The organism is Arthrobacter sp. SO3 (assembly GCF_020532825.1).
GTDB lineage: Bacteria > Actinomycetota > Actinomycetes > Actinomycetales > Micrococcaceae > Arthrobacter.
The window spans coordinates 1-21946 of sequence record NZ_MQTS01000086.1 but is presented as its reverse complement, the minus strand read 5'-3'; the positions used below and the strand labels follow the sequence as shown (position 1 = coordinate 21946).

14 protein-coding genes are annotated in these 21946 nt (G+C 68.6%); 5 read left to right on the top strand and 9 right to left on the bottom strand.

Annotated features, from left to right (window positions below):
- From BJQ90_RS08955 to BJQ90_RS08920, 8 genes are all read right to left on the bottom strand, one after another.
- Positions 1 to 1744, bottom strand: a 1744-nt coding sequence (locus BJQ90_RS08955; protein ID WP_226759942.1) for a transglutaminase-like domain-containing protein, incomplete at its 3' end; no start/stop codon positions are given.
- Positions 1741 to 3072, bottom strand: a complete 1332-nt coding sequence (locus BJQ90_RS08950; protein ID WP_226759941.1) for a DUF58 domain-containing protein — start codon at positions 3070 to 3072, stop codon at positions 1741 to 1743. The genes BJQ90_RS08955 and BJQ90_RS08950, both read right to left, overlap by 4 nt.
- 106 nt (positions 3073 to 3178) lie before the next feature.
- On the bottom strand, positions 3179 to 4153 hold the full coding sequence (locus tag BJQ90_RS08945) for an AAA family ATPase (RefSeq protein ID WP_226759940.1): 975 nt from the start codon (positions 4151 to 4153) through the stop codon (positions 3179 to 3181).
- Between the two features lie 107 nt (positions 4154 to 4260).
- Complete coding sequence (locus BJQ90_RS08940; protein ID WP_413463663.1) at positions 4261 to 10377, bottom strand: Ig-like domain-containing protein; 6117 nt, start codon at positions 10375 to 10377, stop codon at positions 4261 to 4263.
- Positions 10378 to 10547: 170 nt separating this feature from the next.
- On the bottom strand, positions 10548 to 11873 hold the full coding sequence (locus BJQ90_RS08935; RefSeq protein WP_226759939.1) for an adenylate/guanylate cyclase domain-containing protein: 1326 nt from the start codon (positions 11871 to 11873) through the stop codon (positions 10548 to 10550).
- Entirely contained in the window at positions 11863 to 12471 is a 609-nt protein-coding gene (locus tag BJQ90_RS08930; protein ID WP_226759938.1) for a PH domain-containing protein, read from the bottom strand. The genes BJQ90_RS08935 and BJQ90_RS08930 overlap by 11 nt, the downstream gene beginning before the upstream one ends.
- Positions 12464 to 13444 (bottom strand): biotin--[acetyl-CoA-carboxylase] ligase, encoded by a 981-nt coding sequence (locus BJQ90_RS08925; RefSeq protein ID WP_226759937.1) that lies wholly within the window; start codon positions 13442 to 13444, stop codon positions 12464 to 12466. Before BJQ90_RS08925 ends, BJQ90_RS08930 begins: the two co-directional genes overlap by 8 nt.
- 73 nt (positions 13445 to 13517) lie before the next feature.
- A complete protein-coding gene (locus BJQ90_RS08920) occupies positions 13518 to 14408 on the bottom strand; it encodes an SDR family oxidoreductase (protein WP_226759936.1) in 891 nt (296 codons plus the stop codon).
- 284 nt (positions 14409 to 14692) lie between these two features.
- On the opposite strand from BJQ90_RS08920, the gene BJQ90_RS08915 reads away from it, so the two are divergent.
- The 4 genes from BJQ90_RS08915 (at position 14693) to BJQ90_RS08900 (ending at position 20374) form a co-directional block, all read left to right on the top strand.
- Complete coding sequence (locus BJQ90_RS08915) at positions 14693 to 16276, top strand: acyl-CoA carboxylase subunit beta (protein ID WP_226759935.1); 1584 nt, start codon at positions 14693 to 14695, stop codon at positions 16274 to 16276.
- A gap of 26 nt (positions 16277 to 16302) precedes the next feature.
- Complete coding sequence (locus BJQ90_RS22715; RefSeq protein ID WP_413463664.1) at positions 16303 to 16569, top strand: acyl-CoA carboxylase subunit epsilon; 267 nt, start codon at positions 16303 to 16305, stop codon at positions 16567 to 16569.
- Between the two features lie 138 nt (positions 16570 to 16707).
- Complete coding sequence (locus BJQ90_RS08905) at positions 16708 to 18402, top strand: DUF885 domain-containing protein (protein WP_226759934.1); 1695 nt, start codon at positions 16708 to 16710, stop codon at positions 18400 to 18402.
- A 508-nt stretch (positions 18403 to 18910) separates the two neighbouring features.
- Entirely contained in the window at positions 18911 to 20374 is a 1464-nt protein-coding gene (locus tag BJQ90_RS08900) for a dicarboxylate/amino acid:cation symporter (RefSeq protein WP_226759933.1), read from the top strand.
- A 92-nt stretch (positions 20375 to 20466) separates the two neighbouring features.
- On the opposite strand, the gene BJQ90_RS08895 is transcribed toward BJQ90_RS08900, so the two are convergent.
- Positions 20467 to 21033 carry a Clp protease N-terminal domain-containing protein gene (locus tag BJQ90_RS08895; RefSeq protein WP_226759932.1) on the bottom strand — a complete coding sequence of 189 codons (567 nt, stop codon included), beginning with the start codon at positions 21031 to 21033 and terminating at the stop codon, positions 20467 to 20469.
- Between the two features lie 231 nt (positions 21034 to 21264).
- Here BJQ90_RS08895 and BJQ90_RS08890 point away from each other — a divergent pair.
- On the top strand, positions 21265 to 21946 hold a 682-nt coding region (locus tag BJQ90_RS08890), incomplete at its 3' end, for a TetR/AcrR family transcriptional regulator (protein WP_413463662.1).

Genomic DNA, 21946 nt, shown 5'->3' with positions numbered 1-21946 from the left:
GGTCGAAGGCGACCTCGACCCAGGCATGGACGTCCTTGCCGGTGATCTGCACGTCGCCGGCGCCGTTTTCCGGGCTCTTGGGATCCGGGTAGAACCCCATCACCACCCGGGAGGGGATGCCGAGGTGGCGCAGCATCAGCGACATCGCGACGGCGTACTGTTCGTCGTCGCCGAGCATCTGCTTGGCGGTGAGCAGGCTCCGGATCCGGTTGGCGCCGTGGCCGGAGACGCTGGGCAGCTGGCCGTCGGCGATCAGGCCGTTGCTGAAGGCGCCCTTTTTCTGGAAGTGCGCCTCGATCTGGCGCACCCGGTCAATGGCGGTGGGGGCGTCGGCGGCGAGGTCGTTGGCCTGGGAGCCGACGACGGGGGGCACCTCGGCGGGGTCCGGCAGGGACAGCCTGGCGAAGTCGTACTGCGTCAGCTGCCCGTGTTCCAAGGTGACGGGGTCGGCAACCTGGACGCGGTAGGCGTCGCCCTTGGCCAGGCCCCGGGTGGTCACGGCCGTGTCCGTTCCGGCGTTGAAGTACAGCCCGGCGGCGGCACCCGAACCGTCATTGGCGAAGCTGATCCCGGTGGTTTTAGTGCCGCCGGGCAGGAAGTAGCCCTGGTAGTCCTCGATGGTGATGTCCAGGGCGTAGTTGGTGGTCGGCACGATCCCGGTGGTGTCCGCGAGGGTGTTGATGGATTTCGCGTCGCCCACCTTGCTGAAGCTGCCGGAGCCGTTCGGGTCCATGTTGTAGTTGGTGCCGTTGAAGGAATCGAGCGCGGCGAGGCGCACCCGGGCGTCCTTGGGCAGGCCCTTGACTTCGAAGAGCTTGTCGTCCTTCTTGTCCTTGACGAAGTTGCGGAAGCTCGCCAGCGGGGTCACGTAGTCCTTCGGGTCGAAGGGCGGGACGATCGTGTTGCGCAGCACGCGGCGGTCGTCGCTGGCGGTGACCAGCGGGGAGGCGATGGCGGTGATCCCGACGGCGACGGCGATCACAGCGGCGGCGGTGCCCAGCCGGCGGAGGGTGGCCGCGCGGGCTGTGGCCCCGTCCGTTTCCAGCCGGTTGACGGAGACCTTGCGGGTGTCGCTGCGGCGCAGCACATCGCGGCGGAAGGTGGCCCAGGCGATCGCGACCACGGTCAGCGAAATGCCTCGTTCCACGGTGAGGAAACCTGCGTTGGTGCTGAAGGCGATGCCGGTGACGAACAGCACCAGCACCGAGAGCAGCGGCCAGTAGGGGTTCCTGAGCCGCCAGATCAGCAGCCCGGCCGCCAGCGCCGTGAGGAGCGAGCTGAGGAACGGCACGATCAGGGTGCCGCCGGCGGTGCCGACCGGAACTCCCACGGTGAGCATGTCCTTCCAGGCGAACACGACTCCGAGCAGCAGCGTGCGCAGCGAGTCGAGGGTGGGCAGGACGCCGGCGACCGATGCCTCCGGGACTGCGAGGGCGGTGCCGAAGAGGAGGTACACCCCGAGTGTCAGGGCGGCCGTGATCAGCAGGCCCAGGCGGAAGTGCACATTGGCCGCCGCCAGGGCGAGGCCCAGCAGGATGCCGCCGAAGCCGGCGGCCAGGTAGTACGGGTCGCCGCCGAAGCTGAGGCTGAAACCGAGAACGCCCAGGCCGAGCAGCACCGTGAGGGCTCCGGCGTCGAGCGCGAGATGCCAGAGCGGCTGGCCGTCGGCGAAGCCGGAACGGCGGGACCGGGCGGCGTTGCCCCGCAGGTTGTTGCGGGGGCGGAGCGGGGTTGCGGTGCTCATGCTGCCGCCTTCCTCAACACGATGGCCAGATCGGCGAGGTCGCCGAGGGTCAACACGGTCAGCTCACCAATGTTGGCCCGGGCGGGCGCGGCGCCGAGCTGGAGCCGGACGGCGAGGCTGCGGACGCCCATGGGCACGGAGGCCGAAGCGGAGCGCAGCTGGGCAGGGGTGACGTTGCTGCCCACGACCAGGAACACCACGGAGGCGTTGGGGACGGTGTCCGCCAGGCTCCGGGCGAGGTCGACGGCGGTCCTGCGCTGCGGTGCACCGACGATCCGGGTCATGTCATCGAGCATGTTGCGGCCGGTTTCGCAGCGCAGCGGGCCCTTCTGGGTCAGCACGTCGAGGTCGCGCTGATCGCGGATGGCCTGGCGTCCGATCGAGGCGGCGGTGGAGATGGCCAGTTCGAATTCCTCCTCCGAGGCGTATTCGTCCGTGTTGATGGACAGCGAGATGGCGAGGTGGGCCCGCCGGGTTTCCTCGAACTGCCGGACCATCAGCTTGTTGATGCGGGCCGTGGTCTTCCAGTGGATGTGCCGCCGGTCATCGCCGGGCACGTAGTCGCGCAGGGCGTGGAAGGACACATCGGCGCTGGAGAGGTCGGTGGTGGGCATGCCCTCGAGGTCGCGGATGAACCCGGCGGCCGAGCCTGCCAGCGCCGCGGTCCTGGGGTGGACGAACAGATCCTCGGGTTCGGTCCAGAGCACCTGGCGGCGCAGCAGGTGCAACGGGTCCGCGCGGACGGACCGGACCGGGCCCACGACAATCACGGCGCGGCGCGCGGTGGGGATGGTGAACAGGTCCTCGTGGACCTGCTGCGGCTTCATCCGGGGCAGGTGGAAGACGGCGGTGGCGGCTCCGACCGGCAATTCCAGGTCCGCGGGCAGCAGCGGGCGGGCGGAGGTGTTGGAAACGGCGATGCTGCCGACGGCGCTGTCGCCCACCGCCACCCGGGTCCGGGCCAGGTCCAGCACCACCCCGAAGGAGGAGCGGCCCAGGATGAAGCCGACCGCCAGCACCAACAGCACGAAGGCTGCGATCGCGGCGGCCTTGGCTTCCTGCCAGCCGAAGGCCTGGCCGACGGTCCACAGCAGAATCGACGCCGCGAGAACGGACCAGCCCAGGACGCTGACGACCGAGAGGACGGGCCACGCGTACCGCAGCCAGAGCCCGCGCACGGCGCGCCACACCGGCCTCAGGGCCAGGCCGGCGGTGCTGCCGGCGTCGGCCCAGAGGGAGGCAGGATGCAGCCGCGTGGGTCTGCCGTCCCGGTGGAAGGGCCGTTGCAGGCGTTCAGCAAGCCGGGTCAGCGGAGTGCTGGAGGACATATGGGTGCCTTTGTTCGTGCTGGGTGACGGGGTGCCGGGGCCCTGCGGAGGGTGCAGGGCAGGTGGTACTGCGGGGCGGTGCTTCAGGGGCGGTGGTGCCGGGCAGCTAGCCGACGGAAGCGCGCTGCTGCGGCGCGGCGACCTCGGACAGAACGCGCGCCAGCACGGCCTCGGGGGTCGCACCGGAAAATTCGGCTTCCGGGTCCATGACGAGGCGGTGGGTCCAGACGACGGCGGCCAGGTCCTTGATGTCGTCCGGCAGCACGAAGTTGCGTCCCTGGCTGGCGGCCCAGACCTTGGCGGCGCGGACCATGGCAAGGGCGCCGCGGACGGAGACGCCGAGGCGGGTTTCCGGGGCGTTGCGGGTCTCCTCGCAGAGCCGGGAGATGTATTCCAGCACGGCGGTGTCGACGTGGGTGGTGGCGGCGAGGTCGGCCATGTCCGCGATCGCCTGGGTGGTGATGACGGGGGTGATGTCCTTGGAGCGGTCCTTGAGGTTGGCGCCGCCGAGCAGCTGCACCGTGGAGGCGTGGTCCGGGTAGCCGATGGAGGTCTTGATCAGGAAGCGGTCCAGCTGGGCTTCGGGCAGCCGGTAGGTGCCGGCCTGCTCGATCGGGTTCTGCGTCGCCATCACCATAAACGGGCGGCCGGCCTCGTAGGTGGTGCCGTCCACCGTGACGCGGGATTCCTCCATGACCTCAAGCAGCGCCGACTGTGTCTTGGGCGAGGCACGGTTGATTTCGTCGGCCAGGACGATGTTGTTGAAGATCGGCCCCTTGTGGAACTCGAACTTCTGCGTCTTCTGGTCGTAGATGGTCACGCCGGTGACGTCCGAGGGCAACAGGTCCGGGGTGAACTGGATGCGGTTGTTGGAGCCCTGCACGGTGGCCGCGAGGGCCCGCGCCAGCGAGGTCTTCCCGGTGCCCGGGGCGTCCTCGAAGAGGACATGCCCCTCGGCGAGCATCGCGGTGAAGGTCAGGCGGATGACGTGGGCCTTGCCGAGGACGGCCTGGCCTACGTTGGCGACGAGCGTCTCGAAGGTGCCGGAAAACCATTCGGCCTGTTCGGTGGTCATGGTCATGGGTTGGTCCTCTTCTGTTCTGGGTGAATTTTGTTCTGGGTGAAACTGCGTTGTGGGCCACCGGCGGGGGTCCTGCTGTGTCCGGCGGTTAGTTCAGTTGCCGGCCGTCAGCATCCGCCGGGCCGCGGTCCGGTGAGGTCCACGGTGGTCGACTTGACGAACCAGCCCGGATGGCTGCCTTCGGTCACCCGGAACCAGGGGGTGCCGTTGCCGTAGATGTCCTTGGTGCAGTTGATGGTGAGCTTGCCCTCGGCCCGTTCGACCCAGCCGACGCCGCAGTCCTTCGGCGGCCCGGCCGAGTAGCTGTCGGTCTGGCCCGGCTTGCCCGGGCACGTCCTGACAATGCTGGCATCCACCTGGACCTGGGACGTCGGCGGCGGCGGTGTCGGGTCGGTCCCGCTGGTGGCATTGGCGGAATCCGTGGCACCACAGACCACCGTGCAGGCCCGTACTTTGAGGTTCTTGGTGGAACTCCAGGCACCGGTGTCGCGGTCATACCGGTTGGCCAGGCCCACGCTCGTCCATCCGCCGCCGTCGTAGCTGACTTCGAAGCGCTGGATGGCACGTCCGTTGCCTGCGGGGTTGGTCCAGGTCCAGTGGACCTGTTGCGTCGTGGAACCCTGTGCCGTCAGCACGGGCGCCGCCGGCGGACCGTACGGGTTGGCGGTGCCGATGGCTTTGGCATCGCCGGCGGCATTGTTCTTCGTGGAGGTGGCGATGATGTTGATGGTCACGTCCTGTCCGTTGGGCAGGCCGCCGATCAGGCCGCCGCCCGCGGCGATGGCGCCGGTCTGGCCGCTTGAGGCCCGGTAGCTGTAGCGGATCTCCGTGTCCTGTGAACCGTTGCGCTGGGCCGCGGTGAGCGGCGTGAAGCTCACGTCGAGCTGGCCGGAGTTGCCGGTCTCCTTCACCGTGCCGCTCGTCACCGTGCCGGGCTTGCCGGCTGCCCGGATCCCCGCGGAGCGTGGACTGGTCCCGGACGTCCCGGCCTTGTTCGTGGCGGAGACGGTGAAGGCGTAGTCCGCTTCCGAGTTGTCCACCGTGACGTTCTGGGTGGTGCCGGCGACCTGCTGGGTCGCCACGGCGGCGCCGCCCCGCAGGGTGGTGAGGGTGTAGCTGGCGATGGCGTCGCCGTTGTTGTTCGGAGCCGTCCAGTTCACCTTGAGCTGGCTTTGGCTGCCCACGGAACCGGCCGCCGTCGCACTCGGTGCCGCCGGGGTGACGGGCACCCCGGCAGGGGTCTCTGCGGCTGAGTAGGCGCTCCATTCGGAGGGCTCCTTGGCATCATTCCGGGCCAGCACGCGGACCTTGTAGGCCACTCCGTTCTTGAGTCCCTTCCAGACGTAGTTCACCGAGGTGAGGTTCTGGATCTGGGCGTTCTGCCCCGCCGGTGCCGGGGAAATCTCCAGGTCGTAGGACTTGACCGGTGAACCCTTGGACGCCGGGGCCACCCAGGTGACCGTGAGCTGCGTGTCGCCGAACTTCACGGCGGGCGCGGCCGGGGCGTCCGGTTTGACGTCCGGGCGCACCTCGGCCGACGCCGGGGACCGCTCGGATTCGCCCAGGTCGTTGGTCGCCGTGACCTGGAAGTGGTACTTGGAGTTGTTGGTCAGCCCGGTGAGTGTGCAGGAGTTGGCCGGGCAATCCTGGCGGTAGCCGCCCTCGCCGTACACCGTGTACCTGGTGATGGCCGATCCGCGGTCGGCGGGCGCGGTCCAGTTCAGCAGGGCGGTGCCGTCCCCCACACTTGCGGCCTGCGGGGTGGTCGGCGCCAGCGGCTTGTCCTTGACCGTCAGCCGGATCCGGGCTGTCGCCTGGCGGGACGCTTCGCCGGTCTTGTCCGCCACAGTGTAGGCCACGATCATGGTTCCCGAGAAGCCGCCGGCCGGGGTCACGGTCACGGTGTCCCCGGTGGCGGCGGCGGTGCCCTGTCCGGTTTCGGTCGCGGCCGACACGATCTTCAGCGCCGTCTCCGGGAAGGGGTTGGCGTCATTGTCGAGCACCCGCACGGTGACGGGTTTGCCGGCGGCGGCGTTGGGTTCGAGATCGTCGTTGGCTACCGGTTTGGGCCGGTTGGAAGCGGTGACGGTCAGCTGGTAAGTCGCGGTGGCTTCGAGTCCGCGCGGGTCCCGGGCCTTGACCTGGACCGCGCCAGTAGCCCCGGCGGCGGTCCCGTCCTTGGCGGCGGCCTTCAGGGTCTTCCCGTCGATGCCGGCGTCGAAGCCGGCCGGGACACTGCCCACCAGCTCGTACTTCATCTTCTCCACATCGCCGTCATCCGGGTCGGTGGTCAGCATGGCCAGGTCGGTGCTGGTGGAGTCTGCCTTGGGCACGTCCACCTGGCTGCCCAGCAGCACCGGCGGGTTGTTCTGGTTGGGGTCCGGGAGCACCTTGGTGCGGATGCTGAGGGTGGACTTCAGGCCGGCGGGGTCGTCGGGGCCGGAGCCGTCGGTAACCTCGAAGCTGAGCGAGCCCGGGCCCACGTAGTCCTGGCCTGCGGTGTACTTCAGTGCGGTGCCGTCGTTGGCCACGGGGTCCGAGCCATCGGCGCCGATCAGCCGGATCCGGTCCGTCTGGGTCAGCCGGGGCGAGCGGCCGTCGCGGACCTTGACCCATTCCTTGAGGTCCACGGTGACGGACTGTCCGGCGACGAGTTCGATCACCTCGTCCTTGGCCAGGGTGGGGACCTGCTGGCCCAGGCCGGGAACCCAGATGATGGCGGTGGACTTCTGCCCGTCCACATCTTCCACGGTGTACGGGATGAGCTGCGGCTGTTCGGTGAGATCCACCCGCATGGTGCCCTCGGCGCCGGGCCGCGCGGTGGGCGCCTCGGTGGCGATCTTGAGGTTCTCGCCGACGCCGTCGGGGTCCTCGTCGTTCTTGAGGACGGGGACGTCGACGGCGGTCTTGCCGAGCGTTTGGGCGGACGTCACGCGGTCGTCCCGGGCGATCGGGGCCCGCAGCGGCACGTCCTGCCGCACCTTGACGGCGATGGCGGCCTGCGCCGTGGCGCCGCGGTCATCCGCCACCGAGTAGCGCACGTTGACGGTCCCTTCCGCGCCGGGGGCCAGCAGGATGATGCGGCCGCTCTGCTTGCTGACGGTGGCCTGCAGTTCCGGGGCGGCCTCGATGCCGTCGCCGATGATCCGGATCGGGTCGCCGTCCGGGTCGGTGTCGTTGCCGGTGGCGTCGACGGCGATCTGCCGCCCGGGCCGCACCATGACCTCGTCGTCCACCGGGGTGGGCTTTTGGTTGGTGTCCCCGCGCGGGGCGATGCCGACGGTTACGGTGCCGGTGTTGACGGCGCCCTGCCGGTCCACCACTTTGTAGCGGAAGGTGTCCGTGCCGGCGCCGTCTCCGGCGGCCGTGAAGTCGATGAAGTTGCTGCCCACGGTGGCCGTGCCCATCGCCGGGGCGCTGTCGATCCCGGTGAGCTGGACGGAGTCGCCGTCGGGGTCGATCCCGTCGAGCTCCACCGGGATCCGGACAGAACCGGCCGCCACGACCCGGGCCGTGAGGTTTTTCGGTTGCGGCCGGGAGTTCTCCGCGCCTTCGAGCGGGAGGATGTGGATGGTCACCGCGGCGGCGCTCTTCTGGCCCTGCGGGTCGACGGCGTTGTAGATGGCCCGGACCGTCCTGGGTTCGGCGCCGGCGATGAAGCGGAGGGTGTTTTCGGAGACGAAGCTTTTCCCGTCCGTTTCGGGGACGGGCTGCGGCAGGACGGGGTCCACGCTGAGCTTTTCGCCCTGCGGGTGGGTGTCGTTGGCCAGCACCGGGATGGTGACGGCGTCGTTGACCCGCACGTTCACCTCGTCCGGTTTGGGCTGCGGGGCTTCGAGGACGGCGGGGGCCGGGACGGGGACCACGGAGACACTGCCGGTGGCCGACTTGGTGCCGTTGGACATGGTGTAGCGGAAGGTGAACGGGTCCTTGGTGCCGATGACGTCGGTGATCCGCAGGACGCTGTGGTCGATCACGCTGACCGAGGCGGTGGAATTTTCCGGCAGCTGGACGGACTGCAGCACCAGCACTCCCCCGGACGGGTCCGAGTCGTTCGCCAGCGGATCGACGAGCACGCTGCCGCCGACCGGCAGCAGGGCGACATCGTGCACGGCCACCGGGTCCCCGGCGTCCTTGCCGGATTCGACGTCCACCCGGATCAGGCCCTGGCTGCTTTGCGGGCCGTTGCTCGCGATGTAGGTCAGGTAGACCGGTCCCGGTGTTTCGCTGCGGAAGGTGAAGGTCCCGCCGTCGGTCACCGGGCCCAGCTGCGCTGTCCCGGCGCCTTCCACCTGGGCCAGGCGCAGCGCGCCGCCATTGGGGTCGACGTCGTTCTTCAGCGGTGCGACCACAAGGTCCTGGCCGACGGCGGCGGTCACGTGGTCCGCGTTGACCACCGGCTGCAGGGCGCCGGGAGGCTGGACGTTGACAACGACCTTGCCCGTGGTGCTGACGCGGCCGTCCCAGACGGTCACGGTGACGGATTTCTTGCCCGGCGCGGCACCGGAGTCCTGATAGGTCAGCAGGCCGTCGCGGCGGATCTTGACCTGGTCCTGGTCGTTGTCGGCCTTGGCGTCCATCAGCACGAGGTCGTCGCCGTCCGGGTCGGTCCAGTCGGTGAGGACGTTCTGGCTGACGGTTTTTCCCTGTTCGACGAGCATGGTGGTGGGGTCGCCGCGTTTGAACAGGGGCGGTTTGTTCTCGTCCGGGCCGACGACGTTCAGGGTGATGCTTCCGGCGGCGGAGAGGCCGCGGCCGTCGGCAGCGTTGTAGCCGAAGGTGTCGGTGCCCGGGGCGGCGTCGGCCGGGACGGTGATCTGGAAGGCGGTGCCGCCGTAGATGCTCTCCAGGCTGCCGGACTGGGGCCCCTTGCCGCCGGCGGAGGCCGTGAGCACGTCGCCGTCGGGGTCGGTGTCGTTGTCGAGCACGGAGAGGATGGTGGTGCGCCCGGGGCGGACGCCGACGGCGTCGGGCTTGGTTTCCGGCGGCCGGTTGGGTTTGGTGCGGTCCGGCAGGATGTTGATGGTGTTGTTGTCCGCCGACTCCTGGTCCTGGTCATTGGACTGGTTCTTGGGCGGGACGACGTCGTCCCAGTTGTTGACCAGCTGCATGTTCTGGTTCACCAGCCACACATTGCCCGAATTCACATCATTGAGGACCACCAGGTCCCGGTTCACCCGGAACACATAGGACGGCGCCGCACTGGCCTTGGGCACATCCACCGTCTTGTCATCGGCATCGTTCACGCACTCACGGACATACCTGTTCGCCCCCGACCACGCCGCATGGACACAACCGCCCAGCTGCACCGGCGCCGCCGGAACACCCTGCCCCCCGAACGTCACCGTCTTCGCCGTCGAGCCATCCAACGGCTGAAGCAACAACGCCTTCGGCGTCGCCACCGCCACCGCATCCGCACCCGGACCCGGCAGCTGCAACTTCGCATCCCGCGCATCCGCCAACGCCAACTCACGCCCGCCCGGCAGGAACAACTTCCCCCGGCCCGCATCCAACACCACCGGCCGGTCCCCCACCACCGCCAACTGCAGATCCCCGGCACCCTTCAACCCGTCCCAGGACTCCGTCGTCACCTCCGCAGCCCCACCATCGGCGCCCACCGCCGTCACCGTGACCTGCCCGGACTTCGGATCCGCACTGTAAATCCGGTCATCAGCCCCCACCGCCGAGACCAACCCCTGCGAACCACTCAGGACCGGCTCCGAACCCTCCTCATCAAAACCATTCACCGTCGACGGCGACAACGCCCACACCCGGCCCTTGGCCGCATCCGTCACCGAAATCACCTTCGAACCAAAACTCACCGCCGCCGCACCCGGCAGCTTCTTATCCCCGCCCAAACGCAACTGCGCCGCCGACACCTGATTCAACGTCGAGGCCGCACTGTCATCAACAAACACCGTCCCGGCATCCTGCAACACATCAAACGTCGCCGACGCCGGCGTCACCGCCCCATCCAACACCCGCGACGGATAATTCAACCGCCCCACCGCATTCTTCGACTTCGACACCACCCACACCCCGCCATCATTCAACTCCACCTCAGTGGTCTTAAACCCCGGATAGATGACGGCGCCGGTGATGAGGACGGCGGAGGCGGCAGCGATGCCCGTTCCGGCCATCAGGTGTTTGCGGCGGGCGGTCAGCGGGCGTGCCGGGACCGGGCGGCGCGTTTTTGGCCGCAGGGCTGCCAGGAAGGTCTTCATGTGTGCGGTGTCCCCCAAAGTCACGGCAGCCAAAGCATGGGCGTCGCCCCCTGCTGGTGCCAGATAGCAACGACTATTCCATATTAGCTATCGATTAGAGAAACCCTGCCGGGGTCAAGCTCCACGGCGCCGGCATCGGTGCAGGTCAGGGTGGCTTTGCCCCGGCGCGGCTAGTCCAGCACCAGCCCGTGACCGCGGCCGCGTTGCAGCTCCACCGGGTGGATTTCGCCGAAGCCGCGGACGTCCTCGGCGGGGCGCGGAAGCAGCACGAACCGTTCGTCCTGTTCCAGCGCGGACGCGGTCATGGAGTCCACCAGCACCGTTCCGGGATCTGCCAGCGCGGTGAGGCGCGCCGCCAGGTTCACGGTCGGACCGTAGATATCGCCCAGCCGGGAGAGGATGCGGCCCCACACCATGGCCACGCGGGCCTGCGGCAGGATCTCATCCTCCGTGAAGGCCTGGCACAGCGCGAGCGAGATTTCGGCGCCGGCCGCCGGGGTCTCCGCGATGTACAGGACTTCGTCGCCGACCGTCTTGACCAGCCGGCCGCCGCCCACCGAGATGATTTCGGCGCACTTGTTCTCAAAGCGCTGGACCAGCTGGGCGAGGGTTTTTTCGTTCATTCTGCGGGACAGGCTGGTGTAGGAAACGAGGTCCGCGAAGCCCACGGCCCGTGCCAGTGGCAGCGGGGCGTCGTCCTCGTCGCCTTCGCGGCCCTCCTCGCTGGAGGCCAGTCCGGCCTCGGCGCGCACGGCCAGGCGCTGGACGCCGGCGTTGAGCTGGCGGCGCCAGGAGTAGACCAGCATTTCCTCCAGTGTGTCCACGAGGGACGGCAGCTCACTGACCAGGCGTTTGCGGGCCACGGCGTCGGTGACGCCCTGCTTGTGGACCATGTCCTCGACGAGGGCTTCGATCTGCCAGACCACCATGCGGTCCGTCATCTGGCCGATGGCGCGGGTGACGGAAATCGCGGCTTCCTCGGTGAGCTTGCCGGCGCGGACCAGGTCCACGATGGTGTTCAGCGCGTACTGGTCGCGTTCGGTGAAGGCAACGTCCTCGTCGCCGATATTGGGGAAGCCCAGGGCGCGCCAGAGTTTGCGGGCGGACAGCAGGGACAGTCCGGCGCCGGAGGCGACTTCACGGCGGCGGAGCTTGCGTTCGCCGCCGAGCAGGCGCTGCTCCAGGGCCTTTAACGCGATGCGTTCCGTGGACATGGTGCCTGTGGGGGGAACGGCGGCCGTTGCCCCTGCCGCGCCGGCCGATTCGGCGGCGTCGTCGTCGTCCGCCTGGGGCTCCACCGTGACATCCGTGTCAGCGGAGTCCGGGAGCCAGGCCTCGGCGTTCGCGGCAGCTTCCTCGGCGTCCGCATCAATCTGCTCTGCCACGGAATCGAGGACGGCTTCCTGGAGGTTGGCGGTCTCGACGACGGCATCCGGGACCTGTGACGGTTCCTCGTCCAGGAGTCCGGTGTCCTGGTGGACGTTCTCAGCGCTCATCTCTTCCACCTTCTCTCGTCTCCCACGGCCACGCCGCATCGGGGTTGTGCATCATGCCCTCGGAGCCCCAGCCCCCGTCCGGCGGGAGATCGTTGATGGCGTCGAGGATGAAGTTTCGGAACGTCGCGGCCTCCGGGACGTCGGGCACCACCATGCTGGTGGGGTGTCCGGTCTCCAAGGATATATTCCCGGAGCGCAATACGCGTTGGAGCAACGACTGATGGATGACCACATTACGGACAGTGGCGAGGGGAACCTGCTCGTCGCGCCGCCGCAACATGCCGTACCGGGCAACCAGCCGCTGGCTCGTCAGGATGTACTTCGTGGCGTGCCAGCCCATGACGCGCGGCAGGCAGTAGCCCAGCAGCACCCAGGCCGCGAGTGCAATGCAGGCCCCGATCAGCCATGGCGTCCACTCCCTGGCGGAGTCCTTAGCCAGCGGGACGAGCCGGGCCGGGCCGCCCTTCACGATCCAGGCGCTGGCGTAGGCGGCGAGCGCCGGAATGAGGATAAACAGCAGCGCCGGGACAATCAGGGTCCTGGGCTGCGGGCGGGACACCACAATCACTTGCTCGCCCGGGTGGAGCTCTTTACGCATAACCGCTTTCGTGGCCCGGGTGCCGGCTGGCCCCGCCGGGAGCACCCCCGGGCTGGTCCTCACCGCTTTCTGTGCCGCTTTCCGTGCCGGGCGGGGTCCAGGGACGCAGGTGCACCACGTCGCCGGCCGTCACCACATGCTCGTGTCCCCCGGAGTCCACCACCAGGAGTGAGCCGTACTCGTCCAGGCGGGTGGCATGGCCGATGATTTCGTGGTCGCCGGGCAGTTGGGCACGGACCTGCTTGCCGAGCGTGGTCAGCAGGTGTTCCACCCGTTTGTGCAGGGAGTGGCCGCCGGCCATCCCGGCGGTGGGGTCGCCGTCGGCGTTGCAGAAGCTGCGGTAGAGAGTGGCGAACCGGGACAGGAAGCTCTTCAACAGCTCGGTACGGTCCACCGTGGACGGGTGTTCCAGCAGGACGGAGGTGGCGGTGGGCACCGGGAGCTCGGATTCGGTGAGAGTGACGTTCAGCCCGGTCCCCAGGACGACGGGCGGCACGGCGCCGCCCTCCATTGGGCCCAGCTGGGCGAGGATGCCGGCGATCTTCCGGCCGCGGACCAGGACGTCGTTGGGCCACTTGAGTTCGGCCGGGATTCCCGCGGTTTCCAGCAGCGCCTCGCGCAGGGCAAGGGCCGCGAGCAGCGAGAGCCAGGAGTAGCTCTGTGTGGGCAGCGGGCGTCCCTCGGCGTTGACCGGACGCAGCACCAGCGACACGGACACCGAACTGCGGGCAGGAGCTTCCCAGCGGCGGTCGAGGCGTCCGCGGGCGGCGCTTTGGTATTCGGCGGTGAGCACGGTGAGGTCCGGGTATGCCCCGGGATCCTCGGTGACGCCGCGGATCAGGTCGGCGTTGGTGGAGCCGGTGGAGTCCACCACCGTGAGCCGCGGGATGCCGTTGGCAGAGAGGAACGCCTCATCGCTGAGGGCATTCAGATCGAGGGGCGGACGGTCCGGGACTTCCTGCGCGGCTTCCATGCTTTGAATCCTACCGAGTCATGGCGCTGTCGGCTCCGTTCCGGACCGCCGGCGGCCCCGACGCACAGGAAACTCAGAGGAAGATGTCAGGGATCAGCCGGTCTTCCGGCGCGCCCAGGCTGTACGGGGCGAAGTCCGTGACGCCGGCGGCGGCGAGCACCTGCTCGTCGGTGTAGAAATTGCCGCTCCAGCTGCCGGATTCCGGGATCGCGTTGCTGCTGGTCAGGACCGCGTGGGCGGCGTCCGCCATGATTTCGGGGCCGCGGGCGCCCAGGACGATCCTTTCGCCGCCGGGCATGTTGCGGATGGCGGCGGTGTTGATCAGGGTGCAGGGCCAGAGCGAGTTGACGTTGATGCCGTCGATCTTCAGCTCCTCGGCCAGCCCCAGGGTCGTCAGACTCATGCCGTACTTCGCCATCGTGTATGCCAGGTGCAGGCCGGCCCATTTGGGGTCCAGGTTCAGGGGAGGGGACAGCGTCAGGATCTGGCCGGCGTCGGAGTCCCGCAGCGCGGGCAGCGCGAGTTTTGAGAGCAGGAAGGTGCCGCGGACGTTGATGTCCTGCATCAGGTCATAGCGTTTCATGTCGACGTCGTCCGTCTTCGACAGGTCGATCGCGGAGGCGTTGTTGATGACGATGTCGATCCCGCCGAAGCGTTCCACCGCGGCCGCCACCGCGCCGGTGACGTCGCTGTCGTTGCGGACATCCCCGACCAGCGGCAGGGCCCGGCCGCCGGCTGCCTCGATCTGTTCGGCGGCGGAGTAGACCGTGCCTTCCAGCTTGGCGTGCGGCTGGCCGGTCTTGGCCATCAGAACGATGTTGGCGCCGTCGCGCGCGGCGCGGGTGGCGATGGCCAGGCCGATGCCGCGGCTTCCCCCGGAGATGAGGATGGTGCGGCCCTGGAGGGAACCGGCGGCCTGGTAGGGCCCTGCAGCGGTGCCCGAAGCATCATTGCTCGAAGTCATGAGGACACTCTAGCGGAGTCATGTTACTCACGAGTAACAACGACGCGCCCGGCCGGCGCCCCGCACTGGCAAGGTGGTCCCGGTGAGAGTTGGGGCGATTATTGTAGGTTTTCTACAGCGGCATGGGCCAATAGCGTCACTAGACTTGCCATCAAGGCCCGGCTTTTGTGGAGACCAGCTAAAGCGCCACGCGGGACAGGGCCGGCGAAGCACATGCAGCAGCACACGCAGGACCAGCAGCACACGATTCAGCAGAACATCAGCTACAGAGCCGGAGACACTTGATGAGCCACGATCTGACCACGACCGCGGGAAAGATTGCCGACTTCCGCGACCGCCAGGCCCGCGCTGCACAGCCCTCCGGCCCGGAAGCGGTCGAGAAGCAGCATGCCCGCGGCAAGAACACGGCCCGCGAGCGCATCGACCTGCTGCTGGACGCCGGCTCCTTCGTCGAGTTCGACGCCCTGGCCGTGCACCGCTCCACCGCCTTCGGCATGGAGAAGAAGAAGCCGCTCGGCGACGGCCTGGTCTCCGGTTACGGCACCGTGGACGGCCGCCCCGTCGCCGTGTACAGCCAGGACTTTTCCGTCTACGGCGGCTCGCTGAGCCAGGTCAACGGCGAGAAAATCGTCAAGGTCCAGGAATTCGCGCTGCGCAACGGCTGCCCCGTCGTCGGCATCCTCGACGGCGGCGGCGCCCGCATCCAGGAAGGCGTCGCCTCGCTGGCCATGTTCGCGGACATCTTCCGCAACAACGTGCACGCCTCCGGGGTGGTTCCGCAGATCTCCCTCATCATGGGCCCGTCCGCCGGCGGCGCGGCCTACTCCCCCGCCCTGACCGACTACGTGGTCATGGTGGACAAGACCTCGCACATGTTCATCACCGGCCCTGACGTGATCAAGACCGTCACCGGCGAGGACGTGGACATGGAAACCCTCGGCGGCGCCCGCCAGCACAACGCCAACACGGGAACGTCCACCTACCTCGCCTCCGACGAGGCCGACGCCATCGAGTTCGTCCGCGAACTCCTGGACTTCCTGCCCTCCAACAACCTCGCCGAGGCCCCGGTGCTGGAGCACTCCCAGGAGCTGGAGCTCGACGACGAGGACCTCGCCCTGGACGCGCTGATCCCCGATTCGGCCAACCAGCCCTACGACATGCGCAAGCTCATCGGGCAGCTCGTGGACGACGGGCACTTCCTGGAGATGCAGTCCCTTTACGCGCCGAACGTGATGATCGGCTACGGCCGGATCGAGGGCCACACCGTGGGCATCGTGGCCAACCAGCCGATGCAGTTCGCCGGCACGCTGGACATCGCCGCCTCGGAGAAGGCCGCCCGCTTCGTCCGGCACTGCGACGCCTTCAACATCCCGATCATCACCCTGGTGGACGTGCCGGGCTTCCTGCCGGGCAAGGACCAGGAGTTCCAGGGCATCATCCGCCGCGGCGCCAAGCTGCTCTACGCCTACGCCGAGGCCACCGTGCCGAAGCTGACCGTCATCACCCGCAAGGCCTACGGCGGGGCGTACATCGTGATGGGCTCCAAGAAGCTCGGCGCGGACCTCAACCTCGCCTGGCCCACCGCCCAGATCGGCGTCATGGGCGCCCAGGGCGCCGTCAACATCCTGTACCGCCGCGAACTCGCCGCCGTGGCGGAGGCCGACGGCGACGTCGAGGCCAAGCGCGCCGAGGTCATCCGGCAGTACGAGGAAGAGCTGCTCAACCCTTACCAGGCCGCCCAGCTCGGCTACGTGGATGCGGTCATCGCCCCGTCCGAGACACGGGTGCAGATCATCAAGGGCCTGCGTGCCCTGCGGGACAAGCGCGCCAGCCTGCCCGCCAAGAAGCACGGGAACATCCCGCTGTGAGCCCCGCCCAGCCCCTGTCGCCGCAAATCTCCGCCGGCTCCCAGCCGTCGCAGGCTCAGGCCGGGGCCGAGCCTGAGGCGACGACGCCGCCCGCCGAGCAGCCCCTGCTCGCCGTCGTCAAGGGCGAGCCGACGCCGGAGGAGCTCGCGGCGCTGACCGCCGTCGTGCTGTCCCTGGGCAGCGGCGAAGCTGCCGCACCGGAAAAGCCGAGCGCCCGGCACTGGATCCGTCGGCAGCAGCTGCAGCTGGCACCGAAGCCGGGGCCCGGCTCCTGGAAGCGCAGCCGCGGCTAAGCCGCCTGCGGGGAAACGTGCAAAGTCCTCCGGGGAAGAAGTCCCTCGGAAACGTGCAGCAACCCTCCGGGGAAGAAGTCCCCGGGAAAAGTGCAGCAACCCTTTCATAACAGCCGGAGCCCGGCTAGTGTCTTTCGGGTGACTATCGAAACCACTGGAAATACTGCCCCCGGGCGCCCGCACACCGCCATCGATGCCGTCGCCGATGCCTTTACGGACACCCTGATCCGGCTCAACCCGAGCTTTGGCACCGAGCTCGGGCTGCCCGGGCACGAGACCGAGTACCAGGACTTCTCCCCTGCCGGGATCGAGGAGTTCGCGGTTGCCGCACGGGAGACGCTCGCCGCGCTGGACGGACTGGAGCCGGCGGACGACGTCGACGCCGTGACCCTGGATGCCATGCGCGAGCGCCTGGGCCTGCAGCTGGAACTCCACGAATCCGGCTGGGACCTGGCCGAGCTGAACAACATCGCGTCCCCCGCGCAGGAGATCCGCGCGATCTTCGACCTCATGCCGATGGACACCGCGGCGCAGTGGGACCACATCGCGGGCCGCGCGCACAACGTCCCCGCCGCACTGGACGGCTACATCGTGTCGCTGCGCGCAGCCAAGGAGGACGGCAAGGTTTCCGCCGCGCGCCAGGTGAAGATCGTGATTGAACAGACCACCAAGCACGCCGCCGAAGACGGCTTCTTCGCGAAGCTGGCAGCCGGGGCCAAGACCGCGGAGGGCCCGCTGCCCGAGGACGTGCAGTCCCGGCTCGACGCCGGAGCTGCCGCGGCGCGGGTGGCCTACTCCCGGCTGGCCGGCTTCCTGGAGTCCGAGCTGCTTCCCGTCGCCCCGGAGAAGGACGCGGTGGGCGTCGAGCGCTACTCGCTGGCGTCCCGCGTCTTCCTTGGCGCGGCGGTGGACCTGGAGGAAACGTACGCCTGGGGCGTGCAGGAACTGGACCGCCTGATTGCCGAACAGGAGCGTGTGGCCGAGGAGATCCGGCCCGGCGCCACGATCGAGGAAGCCAAGGCGGTCCTCAACAACGACCCCGCCCGGCAGCTCAAGGGCACCGACGCCCTCCGGGCCTGGATGCAAGATCTCTCCGACAAGGCCGTGGCCGACCTCGCGGGTGTGCACTTCGACATCCCGGACGTCATGAAGACCCTGGAGTGCAGGATTGCCCCGACCGACGAGGGTGGCATCTACTACACGGGGCCGTCGGACGACTTCAGCCGCCCGGGCCGCATGTGGTGGTCGGTGCCGCCGGGAGAGGACACGTTCACCACCTGGGCCGAGACCACCACGGTCTACCACGAGGGCGTGCCGGGCCACCACCTGCAGGTGGCGACCGCCACCTACCGCCGCGAACTGCTCAACAAGTGGCGCCGGAACGTCTGCTGGACTTCCGGCCACGGTGAGGGCTGGGCACTCTATGCCGAGAAACTGATGCAGGAACTGGGCTACCTCGAGGACCCGGGTGAGCACATGGGCATGCTGGACATGCAGCGCATGCGGGCCGCCCGCGTGGTCTTCGACATCGGCGTCCACCTGGAGCTGGAGATGCCCGAGCGTTGGGGTTCCGGCACCTGGACTCCGGACAAGGGTTACGGCTTCCTCCAGCAGAACCTCGCGATCAGCGAAGGCCAGCTCAACTTCGAGTTCACCCGCTACCTCGGCTGGCCGGGCCAGGCGCCGTCGTACAAGGTGGGCCAGCGGCTCTGGGAGCAGATCCGCACCGAGCTCGAATCCCGCCCGGGTTTCGAGCTCAGGGCCTTCCACACCAAGGCGCTGAACATCGGCTCCGTCGGCCTCGACACCCTTAAGCGCGCCCTGCTGCAGTAGGCCCCTCCACTTTCATCGCCGAGGTGACACTTCGCGCCCATTGCGGAGCGGCCCATGGGCGCGAAGTCTCACCTCGGGGCGGCCGGCGGCGGACTCGCGCTCCCCCGCGGGAATCCTGGCCGGCCGTAGGGCGTCGAGGTGGCAGCCTTCCACACCAAGGCGCTGAACATCGGCTCCGTCGGCCTCGACAGCCTTAAGTGCGCCCTGCCGGAGTAAGTTCTCCCATATCCACCGCCGAGGTGACACTTCGCGCCCATTGCGGAGCGGCCCATGGGCGCGAAGTGTCACCTCGGGGCGGCCGGCGGCGGACTCGCGCTCCCCGGCGGGAATCCGTGCCACAGGTTCCAGAGCGGGAGACAATCGCCACACCGGGGACCGGAATAACTTCACAAACGGGTAGTATTCCGGCGTATTCACCGGGATTCCGCGGCCGGACCCAGAAAGCTGCCCCGTAACATTTCTCAACATCCGTTCGCCGTGATAGATGCTCCAGTCCTAGCGTGTTCCCGTGAGCACTCAGACAAGCACCCCCGCATCCGCCGGAAAGACCGGCTTCCAGCTGCCCAAGTGGGCCGGTTCGTTCGGCTTCCAGATCATCGCCGCCCTGATCGTGGGCCTGGGCCTCGGCCTCCTGGCCAAGTACACGGGAAGCACCAAGGCGAGCCCCAACGCCCTCGGCGCCACGCTGCAGACCATCGGCTCGAGCTACGTCTCGCTGCTGCAGACCGCCGTCGTGCCCCTCATCTTCACCGCCGTCGTCAGCTCCATCTCCAACCTGCGCGCCGTCTCCAACGCCGCCCGGCTGGCCTGGAACACGCTGCTCTGGTTCGCCATCACGGCGCTGATCTCCGTGCTGATCGGCATCGGACTGGGCGTGTTCCTGCAGCCCGGCGCCAACACCGGCATCACCCAGGAGGCCAAGTACGCCGGCAAGTCCGGCGACTGGTGGGCCTTCCTGACGGGCTTGTTCCCGAAGAACTTCCTCGGCCTCGGCGCCAGCACCACCGTCACCGACGGCGTCGCCACCACCGCGGTGAGCTTCAACGTCCTGCAGATCCTGGTGATCGCGGTCGCCGTCGGCATCGCGGCACTGAAGGTGGGCAAGGCCGCCGAGCCCTTCCTGAACCTCAATGCCTCAGCCCTCGCCGTGATCCAGAAGGTCCTTTGGTGGATCATCCGGATCGCCCCGATCGGCACCGTCGGCCTGATCGGCAACGCTGTGGCCATCTACGGGTGGGACACCATCGGTTCCCTGGGCAAGTTCACCTTCGCGATCTATGTGGGCTTGGCCCTCGTGCTGTTCGTGGTCTATCCGGTCCTGGTCCGCACCCACGGCCTGTCCGTCAAGCAGTACTTCTCCGGCGTCTGGCCGGCGGTGCAGTTGGCTTTCGTGTCCCGCTCCTCGGTGGGCACCCTGCCGCTGACCCAGCGCGTGACCGAACGCAGCCTGGGCGTCCCCCGCGCCTACGCCTCGTTCGCCGTGCCGCTCGGCGCCACCACCAAGATGGATGGCTGCGCCGCGATCTACCCGGCCATCTCGGCGATCTTCGTCGCCCAGTTCTTCGGCATCCAGCTCGACTTCACCCAGTACCTGCTCATTGCCCTCGTCTCTGTGCTCGGCTCCGCGGCAACCGCCGGCACCACCGGCGCCGTCGTGATGCTGACCCTGACCCTCTCCACGCTGGGACTGCCGCTGGCCGGCGTCGGGCTGCTGCTGGCAATCGACCCGATCCTGGACATGGGCCGCACCGCCGTCAACGTGGCCGGGCAGGCGCTCATCCCCACCATCGTGGCCAAGCGCCAGGGCATCCTCGACGAGACGCTGTACAACGCACCGCGCACCGGTGACAAATTCTCCGACGAAGTCGACGGCACAGTCGACGACGCCGGCACCGCCGCCGCCGACCCCTCCTCTGCCGCTGCTCCCGCAGCGTCGCCGGAAGGCCGCGAGCTGGCCGGCGCCAAAGCGTAACCGCCTGCACCAGGCACAACCAAAGAAGTCCCCGGGAACCTCCCGGGGACTTCTTTGGTTGTGCCGCGTCAGGGTCGGCGGCGAAGCGGGGCCTAGCGTCCGCCTCCGCCAATCACGCCCTTCTCGACGGCCTTGGTGACGGCGTCAGCCTCGCCCTGGGTCAGCGTGCCGTCGGTGACGGCCTTGTCCAGCCTGGTCTTCAGTTCCGCAGCACGGTCGGTCTGGGCCGCGGTCCGCAGCTCCTCCAGGGCGGTCGTGACCTTGGCTTCGTCAATCCCCAGCGACGCCGCCAGCGACTTCGCCAGGGCCGCGTCCATCGCGGCGCGGTCCGGCTTGGTGCCTTCGGCCGGCGGGGTCGTGGGCTTGTTGGCCTCGCGGAAGGCCTGCAGGGCCTCGGTCACCTTGGCCTCGTCCACGCCGAGCTTGGCAGCCAGTGCGGCAGCCTGGGCGCCGCCGTGCTCCCCGCGGCGGCCGGGTCCGTGGCCGCCGCGCATGCCGTGACCGTCGGTGGTGCCGGGCGTCGCGTCCGCCGAGGCGCTGGAGCTGGGGGTGGGGGTCGGAGTGCTGGCTGCCGACGCCATCCCGGTGACTCCAAGGCCGGCGCCCAGGGCGAGTGCCCCGGCCGAAATGGCGAGCGTTATTCTCTTCGTACGTGACATGTGCTGTCTCCTGGTCTGCAGCATGGTGCCCGCTGCGGTCGGTTGCTGTCTCTTCCAAGACGTAGCTCCAGTCTCCGCCAGCCGCTTCTGCGGGAGCTGTCCGGAACCTTTCATCTTCCTGTGAAGGTTTGCCAGGGACACCGGGGCGAAGATCTGCGCCCGTTTCCCACAAATGTTCCCAACTCTCGGAAAAACTTGCCCAGAGTGCAAACATGCACGTAGTGTAAGCGCGTGTCCGCTTCCAGTTCCCTCCGCGCAGCCACGCCCCCGGCGTCCGGCACCCCGCCCGAGGCGCCCTCGCGCCGTGAGCTGAACAAGGCGGCCACCCGCCAGGCGATCACCGACGCCGCCCTGGCGCTCCTCCGCTCCAACGGCCCCGGCAACTTCACGGTCGAGGACATCGCCGACGCCGCCGGCATCTCCCGCCGCACCTTCTTTAACTACTTCGGCAGCACCGAAGCCGCGATCGCGGCCGTCACCTTCGGCTTCCTGGACACGGCGCTTCAGCAGTTCCGGCTGCGGCCGGTCGGGGAACCCTTCCTGGAGTCCGCCCGGGCCGCCCTCGTGGAACTCGCGGATCCGATGACCGTCGCTCCGCTGGCCGAGCTGTACAGCCTTGGCCAGGCCAACCCGCAACTCAGCAGGTCCGAGCTGGAAGCCTGGGACCATTGCACCGCCCAAATCATCTCCGCGGCCCGCGAGCGCTTCAGCGCCGGCGGCGGCGTCGAACTCGACGAACTGTACCTCCGCGCATTGGCCGGCTCCGTGATCTCCTGCGGCAAAGCCGCGATGGACGTCTGGTTCGCCCGCTGCGGCGGATCCCTGACGCCGGAATCCCTGTCCACCCTCCGGCAACTCCTGATCGATTCCATGAGCCTGCTGGGCTCCGGGTTCGCCCGCCCCGACACCGTCC